The organism is Pseudomonas sp. ATCC 43928 (genome assembly GCF_005938665.2).
Lineage (GTDB): Bacteria > Pseudomonadota > Gammaproteobacteria > Pseudomonadales > Pseudomonadaceae > Aquipseudomonas.
This window is the reverse complement of sequence record NZ_CP041753.1, coordinates 3,399,273-3,413,535: the sequence shown is the minus strand read 5'-3', so window position 1 is coordinate 3,413,535 and position 14,263 is coordinate 3,399,273. Positions and strand designations below refer to the sequence as shown.

Genomic DNA, 14,263 nt, shown 5'->3' with positions numbered 1-14,263 from the left:
CAGTTGCTCAATGCCCTGTTTGTCAAACATGACTTTGTGTTTGCCTTGGCTGTACTAACCTAATCAAAACCGGTTCAAACCCGCCCAACAGCCAGGGCATTCAACATTGGGGACGCTCGGATGAGGTTTTCCCGTGACCAACTTACAGTACTGCGATGCTGACGCGCCCGGGTCCGCTGCTTCTACTGAGTGCCCTCGCTCTTGGCGGTTGCGTGCGTCTGGGACCGGATTTCCAGGCCCCGGGCGAGGCCTGGACAAAACGCTGGAGCAGCCCTGCGCTTGAACAGGCCAGCCAAAGACGCGCCTATCCCGATGTGCGCCAGTGGTGGCAAGTGTTCGCTGACCCGGTCCTCGACGGGCTGATCGCCGAAGCGGATGCGCACAATTCCAACCTGAAAATTGCCGGCCTTCGTGTCATGGAAGCCCGTGCCCGGTTGGGGATTGCCCAAAGCGGACGCTATCCGCAACTGCAGCAGGCCAGCGCCGAGAGCTTGTACATCAACCGTCGGCAATACGGCGGCAACAACCCGCAAGACAGCCATTTCTGGCAACACAGCGTGGGTTTTGATGTCGGTTGGGAACTGGACTTCTGGGGACGTTTCAGTCGGGCCATCGAGTCGTCAGATGCCAGTTACTTTGCGGCTCAAGCCAATTATGAAGACGCACTGGTACTGCTGCGTGCTCAAGTGGCCGACACTTACTTCTCATTGCGCACCACCGAAGCGCGTTTACGCGTCGCCCGGGAAAACGCCGAACAGCAAAAGCGCAACTTTGAAATCACCGAGAAACTGTTCAACAGTGGCCAGAGCGCCGAGCTCGATTTGCAACAAGCCAAGACCCAGTACCTCGGCACCTTGAGCAGCATTCCGGAGCTTGAAGGGCAAGTACTGCGCACCCGCAACGCATTGGCCGTACTGATCGGACAGCCGCCCAACGCCCTGCCCCAATTGCTCGAAAACCAGGGACTGATTCCGCTGGTAGACCGTGCCGTGCTGCAAGACGTACCCGCCAGCCTGCTGTTGCGTCGACCGGACGTACGCGCCGCCGAACTCAACGTCGCCGCCCAATCGGCACTGATCGGCGTGGCAGAAACCGACTTCTATCCATCGCTGACCTTGCTCGGCAGCATCGTCTGGTCGACCGACACGCTGAAGGGCACCTCCAACAGCCTGGACCTGATCGGCGGCCCCAGTTTGCGCTGGAACCTGTTTGATCACGGTCAGATCAGCAACAACGTGCGGGTGCAGGATGCGCGATTGCAGCAGCTGATCGAGGTTTATCGCGACAAAGTCCGCGAGGCTGCACGCGAAGCCGATGATGCCGCCAGCGGCCTGAGCAAATCACTGGAACGCGAGCGCATCCTGAGTGAAGCGCAGGTCGCCGCCAAGCGCTCGCTGAGTTTGGCCAACAGCCAATACCGCGAAGGCTACTCGGACTTCCAGCGGGTGCTGGATGCCCAACGCGCATTGCTCGAACAACAGGACAATTACCTGATCAGCCGCAGCAGTGCCGTGAGCAACCTGATCGCCCTGTACAAAGCCCTCGGCGGTGGCTGGTACAGCGCCCTGCCAACCGTCGACCCAGGCACGCGCCAACAAATGGAACACCGCACCGACTGGGGCGACCTGCTGCATGAACCAGTCCCTTCGCCAGCCCCCTCTTCCACGTCAGACAAGGTCAAAGCCGATGAGTGAACCCTCACCGCCCGCCACTGAAGCGCCCTCTTCCAAGGCGCCCGAACCGGCTGCCGATCCGGCAAAAAAAGGCATCAAATGGGTGCTGCTGCTGATCGTCCTGAGCCTGGCCTGGTACCTGTTGGCTGACCGTTTCACGCCGTATACGCAACAGGCTCGGGTCGGTGCCTTTGTGATTCCGGTGACGGCCGAGGTGGCCGGTCAGGTGATCCGCGTGAATGTGCGCAACAACCAGGACGTCAAGGCCGGCGATGTGCTGTTCGAGGTCGATCAGCAGCCCTATCAAATAGCCGCCGACCGCGCACGCGCGGATCTTGAGTCTACCCGCCGGCAGATCGGTGCCAGCACTGCCGGCATTGCCTCCGCGCAAGCCTCGTTGCGGGCGGCCCAGGCCAATGAACTCAAGGCCCGGCAGGATAACGAACGCCTTGAAAGCCTGTACCGCCAAGACCGCGGAACCATTTCCGTGCGCCTGCTGGAAGCTTCGCGGGCCAGCCGTGAGCAGGCCGTCAGCCAGGTCGCCGCGGCCCGTGCTGAAGTCCAGCGAGCACGGGAACAGGAAGGCGGCAGCGAGGAAGACAACGCGTTGTTACGCAGCGCCGCCACGGCATTGTCAAAAGCCGAACTCGACATGGCCAACACCCAGGTCCGCGCGCGCTCGGCGGGTTTGATTACTGACCTGCGCACCGACGTCGGGCAATTCGCCGCGGTCGGCACGCCGGTCATGACCTTGATTGCCATTCACGATGTGTGGATCAGTGCGGACATGACCGAGAACAACCTGGGGCGGGTCAAGCCTGGAACTCCGGTGGCGATCGTGCTGGACGCGCTGCCGGGCGAGGTCTTCGAGGGGCGGGTGCGCAGCGTCGGCTACGGCGTCAGCGTGGGGCAGACGCCGGCGCCGGGCACCTTGCCCAGTGTGCAAAACAGTCGCGACTGGTTGCGTCCGGCCCAACGCTTCCCGGTGATCATCGAATTTTCTGACGAGGCGATGCAGGTGCTACGTGACAGTCGCGCCATTCGTGCCGGCGGCCAGGCCGAAGTCATGGCCTTTCCTGCGCAGAATAATCCGCTGAATCCCTTGGGACGCCTGTTTTTCTGGCTGATGAGTTGGTTGTCTTATGCCTACTGATCGCCCGCCCGGATTCCAACGGGCGCCGCGTCTGGCCGTCGGCACGGCGCTGTGCCTGGCCATCAGCTTCGGCCTGGCACTGCCGATTCCGTTTATTGCGTCGGTGCTTTGCGTGTTGCTGTTGGCCACGCTTAACAAACCCCTGCCATTCAAGGCAGGCGTGATGCTGGCAGTGGTTGCGATGCTGACCACCGGCATCGGGCTGTTACTGATCCCGGTCCTGCGTTATTACCCCCTCAGTGGCGTGCTGCTGATCGGTGTCGGTCTGTTCCTGGCCTTTGGTTTCGGGCTGCGCGGCGGCAACACCTTGGTCGTGACCTTTCTGATCATCGGCCTGACGATGATTTCCTCGGCCGGCGTTGCCGAGTTCGATCTGGCGATAATGGTCATCGGTGCCCTGGTCAAGGCCTTGCTCCTCGCCGTCATCGTCGTCGCGATCAGTCACTGGCTGTTTCCCGACCCGGCCAATGCACCCTTGCCACCTGTCGCCAGCGCTATGCCGGCGCAAGAAGTGCCAAGGATAGCGCTGCGTGCCACCCTGATCGTGATCCCAGCGTTCCTGTTGGCGCTGATCGACCCGGCCAGCTATCTGCCGATCATTTTGAAAGCGGTCAGTCTGGGCCAGCAGAGTTCGACGGTAACGACGCGCAACGCCAGTCGCGAACTGCTCGGCTCGACCTTGATGGGCGGGCTGTTGGCCATTATGTTCTGGTGCGCGCTCAGCCTGTTCGTGCACTTGTGGATGTTCTTTCTGTGGATGCTGCTGTTCGGCTTGCTGTTGGCGCGCAAGCTCTATGCCCTGAGTCCGACTCGACAAACCCCGGGGTTCTGGCTCAACAGCCTGGTCACGCTGATCATCCTGCTGGGCCAGTCGGTGCAGGACAGTCTTGCCGGCAAAGACGTCTATACCGCCTTCGCCGTGCGCATGGGGTTGTTTATCGCCCTCACGCTCTATGCCGACCTGATGGTTCACCTGATTGAACAGCGGCAGCGAACGCCCGGTGCTCAGGGCGTTACCTGATAACCCCGCCCTTGCAGGCAGCTGGTATAGGCGGTTGAACTGGTCGACGCGTTGGTCTGTTGCTGCGCCCGACGCTCCTGACGCTGGCGCGCGCCACCAACCACTGCGCCCGCCGCTGCGGTTTGCCCGGCCCGGTTCTGGCGATATTCCTGTTTCACATCGTCGTCGACCCCCTCGTAAAACTCGTCATGCTGACGCCCCCGCACCTCAGCGCCCACCGCCCCGGCAGCGGCACCCACCGCAGCACCGCGCAGTCGCCCGCCCGAGGGTGGTGGGGTTGAGGAACTCTGACTCGCCGCGACGTTGCGGCAATCGTTGATGTCCAGCTGGGTTTGTTGCGAACTCTGCCCTTTCAACGGCACAACCGCTTCGGCCTGGACCTGCGTACAGGCCATCGACACTACGACACACAGACTGAAAGACGATAACCGACTCATGATGACCTCCGACAAGGTCCACTGTGTTGGCGGGCGAGCGTCTGGCTGGGAAGCTCCTGGAACAACGCTCGATAACTGCTGGAAAACCGCCCCAAATGCCAGAACGACCAGTGCATCGCCACTTGCGCGACTGTCGTGTCGCTGGCCGTTCGGCTGAGCAACTCACGGCGCGCACTGTTGAGCCGGCGCAAGCGCAACCAATGCGAGGGCGTCATCCCGGTGTACGCCTTGAACGCGTGCTGCAACTGACGCAACGAAACCCCGGCCACCTGGGACAGTTCCAGCAAGTTGAGGGTTTCTTCCGGGGTATCGGCGGCCCATTCGGCGACGCGCTTCATGATCGTTCGCTCTTCGGCCCGACGCTGCAAGCCTGCGCGATCCAGGCACACACAGGCGTTATCGAGGATGAACAAACAGTCCTCCAGCAACTGCTGGGTCAATGCCTCTTTGCTCGGCGGATCCAGCGTCTGCTCCAGTCGCGTCAAGGTGCCGCTCAACCAGCGGCTGAACAGCGCGTTCTGCCCGCAATTGAGCGGCGACATGAACAAGCCTTCGAGCCGCGCCACGTCCAGGCCATGCCGTTGAACGAATTGCGGCCCGAACACCACGGCGATTTCCTGGTAGTTCTCCGGGGTGATCCAGATGTTGCGGCTCTCGCCGTTCAACATGTACAGCGAGTTGTCGTTGCGATCGAAACAGAACGCCAGTGAACCTTCGGGGGCGCTGAAATTCTGCTCGACCCGGGTGTTCATCTGCTCTTCGTAAATCTCCACGCCTTGCAAGTCCAGATAGCGCACCCGCCCGGCGAAATGCCCCGGTGACATCTGCTGATAGTGCTGCACCCAACCCGGTGTGGCGCGGATCTGCTCAGCCACGTCGGCGGTGTTGAAGGCTTGAACCTGTAACGGATTGCACGCTGTCATGGGGTGACCTTACGCACTCGTTTGGTGCGTTTTGGTGCTGCTTAAAGTGGATAGATGGAACGCCACGGCTCACCCAAGATAGTCGTCAACGCGCCACAGGGGAAGTGTCCGGTGGATGAAGGCGCCTTCCCCGGCGTAATTCAAACCAACAATGAGGTCTTTATGAATGTCCCTTTCGATCAGCTGTTCACGTGGCTGAAAGATCACAAGATTACCGAGGTCGAGTGTGTGGTCAGCGACTTGACCGGCATTGCTCGCGGCAAGATTGCACCCACCAACAAGTTCCTGCATGAGCGAGGCATGCGCCTGCCGGAAAGTGTGCTGTTGCAAACGGTAACCGGGGACTTTGTCGACGACGACATCTACTACGACCTGCTCGACCCGGCCGACATCGACATGGTCTGCAAACCTGTCGCCGACGCGGTTTACGTGGTGCCGTGGGCCATCGAACCCACCGCCATCGTGATCCACGACACCTTCGACAAGTTCGGCAACCCCATCGAACTGTCGCCGCGCAACGTGCTGAAGAAAGTGCTGCAGCTTTACACCGACAAAGGCTGGCAGCCGATTGTCGCGCCGGAAATGGAGTTCTACCTGACCCAGCGCTGCGAAGACCCGGACTTGCCACTCAAGGCGCCGCTGGGGCGTTCTGGCCGTGCGGAAAGCGGTCGACAGTCTTTTTCCATCGACGCCGCCAACGAGTTCGATCCACTGTTTGAAGACGTCTACGACTGGTGCGAACTGCAGGGCCTGGACCTCGACACGCTGATCCACGAAGACGGCCCGGCGCAGATGGAAATCAACTTCCGTCATGGCGATGCGCTGGACCTGGCGGACCAGATCACCGTGTTCAAACGCACCCTGCGCGAGGCGGCACTCAAGCACAACGTGACTGCGACTTTCATGGCCAAACCCATTGGTGACGAACCTGGCAGCGCCATGCACATCCATCAAAGCGTGGTCGACATCGCCAGCGGCCAGCCGATCTTCGCCGATGCCGACGGGCAGATGAGCGAGCTGTTCCGGCACCACATCGGCGGCCTGCAAAAGTACATCCCCAAAGTGCTGCCGATGTTCGCGCCCAACGTCAATTCGTTCCGCCGCTTCCTGCCCGACACCTCGGCACCGGTCAACGTCGAATGGGGCGAAGAAAACCGCACCGTCGGCCTGCGCGTGCCGACCTCGAGCCCCGACGCCATGCGCGTGGAAAACCGTTTGCCGGGTGCCGACGCCAACCCTTACCTGGCGATCGCCGCGAGCCTGTTGTGCGGCTACCTGGGCATGGTCGAAAAGGTCGAGCCGAGCGCCGCGGTGCAGGGTCGTGCCTACGAGCGACGCAACCTGCGCCTGCCGATCACCATCGAGGACGCACTCACGCGCATGGAAGAGTGCGAAACCATCAAGCGCTACCTGGGCAGCAAATTCGTCCGGGGGTATGTCGCGGTCAAGCGCGCCGAACACGAGAACTTCAAGCGCGTGATCAGCTCCTGGGAGCGCGAGTTCCTGCTGCTCAGCGTCTGAAAAACACACGCCCGCTCCCACAAAGCCAAATAACTCAAAGAGGTGTCGATATGCGTCTATTGAAATCCGTGGTTCCGGTCGCGCTGGCGGTATTGTTCAGCGCCGGGGCGCAGGCTCAGCCAAGCGTCAGCGTCTACAACTGGACCGATTACATCGGCGAGACCACCCTCGCCGACTTCCAGGCAAAAACCGGGATCAAGGTGATCTACGACGTATTCGATTCCAACGAAACCCTGGAAGGCAAACTGCTCGCCGGCCGCACCGGGTATGACGTGGTGGTGCCGTCCAACCACTTTCTCGCGCGGCAGGTGAAGGCCGGTGCGTTCCTCAAACTGGATCGCTCGCAGCTGCCCAACTTCAAAAACCTCGACCCAAAACTGCTGACACTGCTGGAGAAAAACGATCCGCAGAACGCGCATTCCGTGCCGTATCTGTGGGGCACCAACGGCATCGGCTACAACGTCGACAAGGTCAAGCAAGTGCTGGGCATTGATCACATCGATTCCTGGGCCGTGTTTTTCGAACCCGAGAACCTGAAGAAACTCAGCCAGTGTGGTGTGTCTATGATGGACTCGGCTGATGAAGTATTCCCGGCAGTCCTCAACTACATGGGCATGGACCCACGCAGCGAAAACCCTGAGGACTTTAAAAAAGCCGAAGCCAAACTCTTGAGCATCCGGCCTTACATCACCTACTTCCACTCCTCCAAGTACGTCTCGGACCTGGCCAACGGCGACATCTGCGTGGCCTTCGGTTACTCCGGCGACGTGTTCCAGGCGGCCAATCGCGCCAAGGAAGCGAAGAACGGCGTGAACATCGCCTACTCGATCCCCAAGGAAGGCAGCAACCTGTGGTTCGACCTGCTGGCAATTCCCGCCGACGCCAGCAACCCGAAAGAGGCCCACGCCTTCATCAATAACCTGCTGGACCCGCAAGTGATCGCCAAGGTCAGTGCCTCGGTGGGCTATGCCAATCCGAACCCGGCGGCCAAGGCCTACATGGATGCTGAGTTGGTCAATAATCCTGAGGTCTACCCACCCCAGGACGTCCTCGACAAACTCTACATTTCCACCACCCCGCCCCAGGCGATCATGCGTCTGATGACCCGTTCCTGGAGCAAAGTGAAGTCCAACCAATGAATCAGCATGACAAGCAACATGCCCGCTCCTATTACGCGGCATCGGCCAATGGCATGGCACCCTACCCTACGCTGGATTCGGACCTTGAAGCCGATGTCTGCGTGATCGGTGGCGGGTTCACCGGGGTCAACACCGCGATCGAACTGGCACAGCGCGGGCTCTCGGTGATTCTGCTGGAGGGCCGGCGGATCGGCTGGGGCGCCAGCGGTCGTAATGGCGGGCAGTTGATCCGTGGCATTGGCCATGACGTCAGTGGGTTCGCCCGTTATGTCGGCGAGGAAGGCGTGCGTTATCTGGAGCGTGCGGGCATCGAGTCCGTGGAGCTGGTGGGCAATCGCATCCGTGAACATGGCATCGATTGCGACCTGCGCTGGGGCTTCTGCGAACTGGCCAATACCCCGGCGCAGTTCGCTGCGTTCAAGGCAGAGCTGCATAGCCTCGCCGAGTTGGAGTACGCCCATGAAACCCGACTCGTCGGCCCCGAGCAGATCCGCCAGCAAGTGGTGGGCTCGGACCTTTATGCCGGCGGCCTGATCGACATGGGTTCGGGGCACTTGCATCCGCTGAATCTGGTGCTCGGCGAAGCGCGGCTGGCGCAATCTCTCGGGGTACGAATTTTCGAGCAGAGCCCGGTGCTGGAGTTGGTCCACGGCAGCACCGTGCAGGTTCGCTGCGCCGGCGGTACAGTGCGCGCCGGCAGCCTGGTGTTGGCCTGCAACGCACATCTGGAAGAACTCGAACCGCGCCTGAGCGGTAAGGTGCTGCCGGCGGGCAGTTACATCATCGCCACCGAACCGTTGGCACCCGAGGTGGCCGCTCAGCTGATCCCGCAGAACCTGGCGCTGTGCGACCAGAAAGTCGGTCTTGATTACTACCGGCTCTCGGCGGATCGACGTTTGTTATTCGGCGGTGCCTGCCATTATTCCGGGCGCGACCCGGTGGACATCGGCGCCTATATGCGGCCGAAAATGCTCAAGGTCTTCCCGCAATTGGCGGATGTGCGCATCGACTATCAATGGGGCGGCAAGATCGGCATCACCGCCAACCGCTTCCCCCAGGCCGGACGCTTGAGCCAGTACCCGAACGTGTTCTACGCCCAGGGTTATTCCGGCCATGGCCTGAACGTGACCCACTGGTGCGCCCGGTTGCTGGCCGAAGTGATACAGGTCGGCCACAGCCGGGGGCTGGACGTGTTCAGCGCCGTGCCGCATATGACCTTTCCCGGCGGACGAACCCTGCGCTCACCGCTGCTGGCGCTTGGCATGTTCTGGTACCGGTTGCGCGAATTGCTTGGCTGAGATTCGTGGTAATGGCTTTGCACATACCCTGAAGCCGAAGTGCAGTCTGCTACAAATGCCCTCTAGTGCCGCATTCGGGTTATCCCTGGAGTAGCCTTTAGATTTGCTCAATCGCAAGTCACTTCTATATTGAGGGAGTGCTCTGACTTTTCTGCCTCCCGGCGAGTGCTGCCCATGGCGACGACTGCTCCATTGATCATCTGCGAGCACTGCGACTGCGTGTATGAAAAAGTCACGCTCGCCAAACATCAAAAGGCCCTGTGTACACGTTGCGGCGGTGTGCTTGCGCGTTACAACGGTTTGTCGGTGCAACAACGCCTGGCGCTGAGTTTCACGGCGGCAGTGCTGTGGACTTTCGCTAATTTCTATCCGGTCATGAGCATCAGCCTCAAGGGCATGAGGAACAGCGCGACACTTTGGGATTCGGTGGTGGCGCTGAGCCAGGGGCCGATCACTTTCATCGCGTTGGTGGCGGCGATTTCCATCATCATCGCGCCGATGTTCCAGCTGCTCCTGTTGATCTGGGTATTGAGCTTCGCCCTTACCTCCCGACGCTCCCCAGGCTTCAAGCTGTGCATGCGCTGGCTGGAAACCCTCAGACCCTGGAGCATGCTGGAAGTCTGCTTGCTTGGGGCGATGGTCGCGGTGTTCAAACTCGCCGGGCTGCTGGATGTGCTGCCGGGTATCGGCATGTTTGCCCTGGCGCTCCTCAGCCTGTTGCTGATCCGCATCGCCGGGCGCGATGTACGTGATTTGTGGGACACCCTATGAACAGGCCACCGCTCGCCAGCGAACTCAACCTGTGCCTGTGCCACAGTTGTGGCATGGCCTGCGACATGACCGATCAACCTCACGAATGCGAACGCTGCGGCGCGCCGTTGCATGCCCGCAAACCTGACTCTCTGACCCGGACATGGGCCTACCTGCTGGCCTCACTGGTGTTTTATATCCCGGCCAATCTGCTGCCGGTCATGAACACCAGTCTGTTCGGCAACGGCTCCGACAGCACCATCATGAGCGGTGTGTTGGAGTTCTGGGCACACGGTGCATGGGACATTGCGCTGATCATTTTCATTGCCAGCATCGCGGTGCCGGGCATCAAGTTCGTTGCTCTCTCCCTGCTGCTGATCACGGTGCAACGCGGCAGCTTCTGGGCGCGCAAGGAACGTTCGAGGCTTTACCGTTTTGTCGAGCTGATCGGCTACTGGTCGATGCTCGACGTCATTGTCGTTGCGCTGGTGGCGGCATTGGTGAAATTCCAGGCCCTGGGCGATATCGAACCGCGCCCGGGCATTCTGTTCTTTGGTCTGGTGGTGGTGTTCACCATGCTGTCGGCGATGAGTTTCGACCCGCGGCTGATCTGGGATAACGAGCGGGATAGAGCGCTGCAAAACCCACAAGATGAGGAGCCCATGGATGAAGTCCCAAGCCACTGACGGTCCGCATGCCCCTGGCCAAGCCGCGATCAAGACCCGTCGCTTCAGCGTTTCGCTGGTATGGATCGTGCCGATCGTAGCGGTGTTGGTGGGGATTTCCCTGGTGGTGCACAGCTGGCTGCAGGAAGGCCCGACCATTACCGTCACGTTCAAGACAGGTAGCGGCCTGGTGGCCAACAAGACCGAGGTCAAATACCGCAATGTGGTCATCGGCCGCGTCTCGGAAGTGAAACTGAGCGGCGACCAGAAACGCGTCGACGCCACGATCCAGCTCGACAAACAGGCTGAAAGCTTTACTCGTGCAGACTCGCAATTCTGGGTTGTGCGGCCGCGCATCGGTGCCGGTGGCGTTTCGGGCATCGATACCTTGCTGTCGGGCGACTACATTGGTGCCGACATCGGCCAGGCCGATGCCCGCTCCAAACACTTCACCGGGCTGGAAAACCCGCCGCCCATTACCTATGGCGAGCCGGGCAAACGCTTTATGTTGCACACTCAGGACCTCGGTTCGCTGGACATCGGTTCCCCCGTCTACTACCGCAAGATCCCCGTCGGGCAAGTGGTGGCGTATGAACTGGATGCCGACGGCAAAGGGGTGAACATCGAAATCTTCGTACACGCACCCAACGATGCCTACGTTACCGAGAACACCCGGTTCTGGAACGCCAGCGGTATTGATGTGAATGTCGGCGCCAACGGTTTTTCGGTGAAGACCGAATCCCTGTCGGCCTTGTTGGTGGGCGGCGTCGCCTTTCGCGCGCCGGAATACAGTCCCAACGATGAAGTGGCCATCGAGGATAAAACCTTCGACCTGTTCGAGGATGAGCACACCGCCCTCGCCCCGCCCAACGGCAAGGCGCAGTTCCTGAGCTTGCGTTTCGATCAGGCGTTGCGCGGGCTCAAGGTTGATGCACCGGTGGAGTTTCTTGGTGTGGAGATCGGCCGGGTGGTGGCAGTCAATCTGGACTTCGACGCGAAAAAACGCAGCTTTCCAGTCAATGTCGGCATCGTGATCTACCCGCAACGTCTTGGTAAAGCTCACATCAAAATGCTCGAGGCCTTGAAGCATGACCCCAATGACGAATCTGCAACCGTGCGCCTGCTAGGCTCCTTCATCGAAAACGGCCTGCGAGCTCAGGCCCGTAGCGGCAATCTGTTGACCGGTCAGCTTTACATTGCGCTCGACTTCTATCCCAAGGCGGAGAAAGTCGCGTTCGATCCGGCTGCCCGCCCTATCTCTATTCCAACCATTCCCGGCAGTCTTGAGCAGTTGCAGGAAAAACTGGAAAGCATGGTCAACAAAATCAACCAACTGCCTATCGAACGCATAGCCGGGAACCTGGACAGCAATCTCGTCGAACTGCGCAAAGGCTTAGCGCAATTCAACGCCAAGACCCTGCCCGGCGTGCAAACCACCCTGTCGGACGTCAGCAAGACCTTGCAATCGGCCAGTTCGACCCTCGCCGAAGATTCGCCGCAACGGGAACAACTGAGCCAGACCCTAGACGAGCTTGGACGCATGTCGCGCTCGTTGCGTGAACTCTCGGACTACATGGGACGGCATCCGGAATCGCTGATTCGCGGCCGCCCCGACAATGCCGCGCCGATGGATCTGCAAGGGCCACCGCGCAACTGACCACAGGAGCTACCCATGGCATTTTCGCTGAAGATCACGCTGGTCACTGCGTTGTTGCTACTCGCCGCTTGCCGCAGTGAGCCGATTCAATTCCACACCCTGACCCCGGCTCAACCGAACGGTGCAAGCGGCGTCGCGGACATCCAGATCGAAAGCATCACCGTGCCGCCCCAGGTCGACCGTCCGCAGATCGTCATTCGTCAAGGCAACGCCGGCCTGGCAATCCTCGAAACCCAATGGTGGGGCGCAAGCCTGTCGGAAGAACTGCGCAGTGCCCTGGTCGATCAACTGGTCAACAGTAACCCGCAGCGCAAAGTGTCGTTGCGCCTGGACGTTCAGCGTTTTGATTCGATACCCGGCCAGTACGCATTGATCGACGTCAAATGGCGCCTGCGCAAACTCGGCGAAGGCGATGCTGCATTAATCACCTGCCGCAGCACCTTGCAGACGCCTTCCGGCACGAGTATCGATGAGTTGGTGGTGGCTCATCAGAACAATGTGAAGCGCTTGGCCGCCACCATCAGCCAGGCTACCGCTGGCACATCGAAAAGCTGCCCGGCAACTAAATAACAGTCATCAGACGCCTTCCAGTTCAATGGTGAAACAACTGCCGTTGGGCTGAAGGCTGCTGTGTTCCACTCGCCAATTCTGATGGGTGCAAATCCGTTGGACCAGTGAAAGCCCCAGTCCCAGGCCTTCTCCCCGGCGCTCGTCACCGCGAACGAACGGTTGAAACATCGTATGGCGTTTTTCTTCCGAAATGCCTATGCCACTGTCTTCGACGCTGAAACCGCGCGCCCGCAGGGTCAGGCGAATGTAGCCGTGATCGGTGTAATGCCAGGTATTGCGCAGCAAATTGCCCATGACCGATCGCAGGAACGTCAGGTTATGGCGATCCGACGAAACCTGTTCATTGTCGTAAATAAACTCGATGCCTTTTTCCCGGATCAGCGGTGCCCAGATATCCACGAGAGCATCGGCGACTTCTTTGAGCGTCGCACTTGCTGCGGTATCAGAGTCTTCCCGATCGCGAGCCAGCATCAGAAACGTATCGACCAATTGCCGCATTTCGTCGCTCGCGCGGGCAATTCGACTGACTTGAGCCACGGAGCGCCGGTCAAGCGAGGGATTGGCTAGCAGCAATTCGCAGGAACTGCCCAATACCATCAATGGCGTGCGCAGTTCGTGGCTGACATCGCTGGTAAAGAGTTTTTCCCGGTCCAGTGCCTCACGCAACCGGCCCAGGGTCTGATCGAAGGCAAGTGCCAGCGCTCCCACTTCGTCGGCCGCGTAGTCGGGATGAAGCTCAGGGGCCAGTTCCAGCAACTGCTCACGTTGACGCACCTGGTGCGCCAGACGAATGACCGGCGCCATCACACGCCTGGCCAGCATCCGGCCTAACAAAACCGCGAGCAGGATGCTCAAGACGAACCCGACGACCACCACTGAGAATAACGCCTGTTCACGCTGTTCGACGCTTCGCCGGTCTCGCAACAAAACGTATTTGCGACCGCCCACCAGGCTTACCATGGCGTAGTACTTAGAACCCGCGTAGAGCGTTTCCTGAAAACCTGGTGCAAGCGCCGCCAGTTCCTTATCCAGCGCCATCGCACCCGGACCTTCCTGGATGAAAAACAGTTCGTCTTTCTCCGGCTGATGGCTCCACCCGGCGCTGTTTTCCATCGACAGCAAGCGGTGCAGCCCTCCTACCAGGCGGGAAGCCGTGATATTTCGATCCACCACATGCACGGTCGCGACGATGCCCATCGCAAATACGCCCGCGACCAAGGTACTCATCAAGGCAAATACGATGACAATCCGTTTATTCAGACTCAGTTTGAAATCCATTCTGTTGCTTGGCTCCACTGCCGGTTCAAACCGCGCCATCTGCTGAATCAGGCCGATGCCGCAGAGCCGAGACGCGAACCAAAGATAGACCATAGACCACTGTACGTGGTGTTCAAGACAAGCGCTGCTACAACCAACTAAAAAAAAGTACTGAAATTTTTCTACGCAAATTTTTCAC

At 60.0% G+C, this 14,263-nt stretch carries 13 protein-coding genes; 10 read left to right on the top strand and 3 right to left on the bottom strand.

The features are described from left to right. Positions 1-155 precede the first annotated feature (155 nt). From FFH90_RS15675 to FFH90_RS15665, 3 genes are read left to right on the top strand one after another with little or no spacing between them, the layout of a single operon-like run. On the top strand, positions 156-1,694 hold the full coding sequence (locus tag FFH90_RS15675) for an efflux transporter outer membrane subunit (RefSeq protein ID WP_138867528.1): 1,539 nt from the start codon (positions 156-158) through the stop codon (positions 1,692-1,694). Then, entirely contained in the window at positions 1,687-2,826 is a 1,140-nt protein-coding gene (locus tag FFH90_RS15670) for an HlyD family secretion protein (protein ID WP_111453324.1), read from the top strand. Before FFH90_RS15675 ends, FFH90_RS15670 begins: the two co-directional genes overlap by 8 nt. After that, positions 2,816-3,847, top strand: coding sequence for a DUF2955 domain-containing protein (locus FFH90_RS15665; protein WP_138867527.1), 1,032 nt, complete (start codon positions 2,816-2,818; stop codon positions 3,845-3,847). Before FFH90_RS15670 ends, FFH90_RS15665 begins: the two co-directional genes overlap by 11 nt. Here FFH90_RS15665 and FFH90_RS15660 read toward each other — a convergent pair. Next, a complete protein-coding gene (locus FFH90_RS15660; protein ID WP_138867526.1) occupies positions 3,832-4,284 on the bottom strand; it encodes a YMGG-like glycine zipper-containing protein in 453 nt (150 codons plus the stop codon). The genes FFH90_RS15665 and FFH90_RS15660 overlap by 16 nt on opposite strands. After that, entirely contained in the window at positions 4,281-5,207 is a 927-nt protein-coding gene (locus FFH90_RS15655) for a helix-turn-helix domain-containing protein (RefSeq protein WP_019578879.1), read from the bottom strand. Before FFH90_RS15655 ends, FFH90_RS15660 begins: the two co-directional genes overlap by 4 nt. 162 nt (positions 5,208-5,369) lie before the next feature. Here FFH90_RS15655 and FFH90_RS15650 point away from each other — a divergent pair, with 162 nt between their 5' ends. The 7 genes from FFH90_RS15650 to FFH90_RS15620 all read left to right on the top strand — a co-directional run bounded on the left by FFH90_RS15650 (position 5,370) and on the right by FFH90_RS15620 (position 12,807). After that, positions 5,370-6,728: a glutamine synthetase family protein gene (locus FFH90_RS15650; protein WP_018925852.1), complete on the top strand. Its 1,359-nt coding sequence runs from the start codon at positions 5,370-5,372 to the stop codon at positions 6,726-6,728. 50 nt (positions 6,729-6,778) lie between these two features. Continuing rightward, positions 6,779-7,867, top strand: coding sequence for a polyamine ABC transporter substrate-binding protein (locus tag FFH90_RS15645; RefSeq protein ID WP_019578877.1), 1,089 nt, complete (start codon positions 6,779-6,781; stop codon positions 7,865-7,867). Continuing rightward, positions 7,864-9,165: an FAD-binding oxidoreductase gene (locus FFH90_RS15640; RefSeq protein WP_138867525.1), complete on the top strand. Its 1,302-nt coding sequence runs from the start codon at positions 7,864-7,866 to the stop codon at positions 9,163-9,165. The genes FFH90_RS15645 and FFH90_RS15640 overlap by 4 nt, the downstream gene beginning before the upstream one ends. Positions 9,166-9,339: 174 nt before the next feature. Beyond that, positions 9,340-9,936: a paraquat-inducible protein A gene (locus FFH90_RS15635; RefSeq protein WP_138867524.1), complete on the top strand. Its 597-nt coding sequence runs from the start codon at positions 9,340-9,342 to the stop codon at positions 9,934-9,936. Continuing rightward, positions 9,933-10,601, top strand: coding sequence for a paraquat-inducible protein A (locus tag FFH90_RS15630; RefSeq protein WP_086944304.1), 669 nt, complete (start codon positions 9,933-9,935; stop codon positions 10,599-10,601). The genes FFH90_RS15635 and FFH90_RS15630 overlap by 4 nt, the downstream gene beginning before the upstream one ends. Further along, the gene (locus tag FFH90_RS15625; RefSeq protein WP_138867523.1) at positions 10,582-12,237 is read left to right on the top strand and encodes an intermembrane transport protein PqiB; all 1,656 of its coding nucleotides are present in this window, start codon (positions 10,582-10,584) and stop codon (positions 12,235-12,237) included. Before FFH90_RS15630 ends, FFH90_RS15625 begins: the two co-directional genes overlap by 20 nt. A 15-nt stretch (positions 12,238-12,252) precedes the next feature. Further along, positions 12,253-12,807, top strand: a complete 555-nt coding sequence (locus FFH90_RS15620; RefSeq protein ID WP_138867522.1) for a membrane integrity-associated transporter subunit PqiC — start codon at positions 12,253-12,255, stop codon at positions 12,805-12,807. Positions 12,808-12,813: 6 nt separating this feature from the next. Here the strand turns inward: FFH90_RS15620 and FFH90_RS15615 are convergent, their stop codons facing one another. Further along, complete coding sequence (locus tag FFH90_RS15615; RefSeq protein ID WP_138867521.1) at positions 12,814-14,085, bottom strand: HAMP domain-containing sensor histidine kinase; 1,272 nt, start codon at positions 14,083-14,085, stop codon at positions 12,814-12,816. Positions 14,086-14,263 lie beyond the last annotated feature (178 nt).

Coding starts and splice junctions, on each gene's coding strand:
- FFH90_RS15630 (WP_086944304.1), top strand. CDS start 9,933: ATGAACAGGCCACCGCTCGCCAGCGAACTCAACCTGTGCCTGTGCCAC.
- FFH90_RS15650 (WP_018925852.1), top strand. CDS start 5,370: ATGAATGTCCCTTTCGATCAGCTGTTCACGTGGCTGAAAGATCACAAG.
- FFH90_RS15645 (WP_019578877.1), top strand. CDS start 6,779: ATGCGTCTATTGAAATCCGTGGTTCCGGTCGCGCTGGCGGTATTGTTC.
- FFH90_RS15640 (WP_138867525.1), top strand. CDS start 7,864: ATGAATCAGCATGACAAGCAACATGCCCGCTCCTATTACGCGGCATCG.
- FFH90_RS15620 (WP_138867522.1), top strand. CDS start 12,253: ATGGCATTTTCGCTGAAGATCACGCTGGTCACTGCGTTGTTGCTACTC.
- FFH90_RS15615 (WP_138867521.1), bottom strand. CDS start 14,085: ATGGATTTCAAACTGAGTCTGAATAAACGGATTGTCATCGTATTTGCC.
- FFH90_RS15655 (WP_019578879.1), bottom strand. CDS start 5,207: ATGACAGCGTGCAATCCGTTACAGGTTCAAGCCTTCAACACCGCCGAC.
- FFH90_RS15660 (WP_138867526.1), bottom strand. CDS start 4,284: ATGAGTCGGTTATCGTCTTTCAGTCTGTGTGTCGTAGTGTCGATGGCC.
- FFH90_RS15670 (WP_111453324.1), top strand. CDS start 1,687: ATGAGTGAACCCTCACCGCCCGCCACTGAAGCGCCCTCTTCCAAGGCG.
- FFH90_RS15635 (WP_138867524.1), top strand. CDS start 9,340: ATGGCGACGACTGCTCCATTGATCATCTGCGAGCACTGCGACTGCGTG.
- FFH90_RS15665 (WP_138867527.1), top strand. CDS start 2,816: ATGCCTACTGATCGCCCGCCCGGATTCCAACGGGCGCCGCGTCTGGCC.
- FFH90_RS15625 (WP_138867523.1), top strand. CDS start 10,582: ATGAAGTCCCAAGCCACTGACGGTCCGCATGCCCCTGGCCAAGCCGCG.
- FFH90_RS15675 (WP_138867528.1), top strand. CDS start 156: ATGCTGACGCGCCCGGGTCCGCTGCTTCTACTGAGTGCCCTCGCTCTT.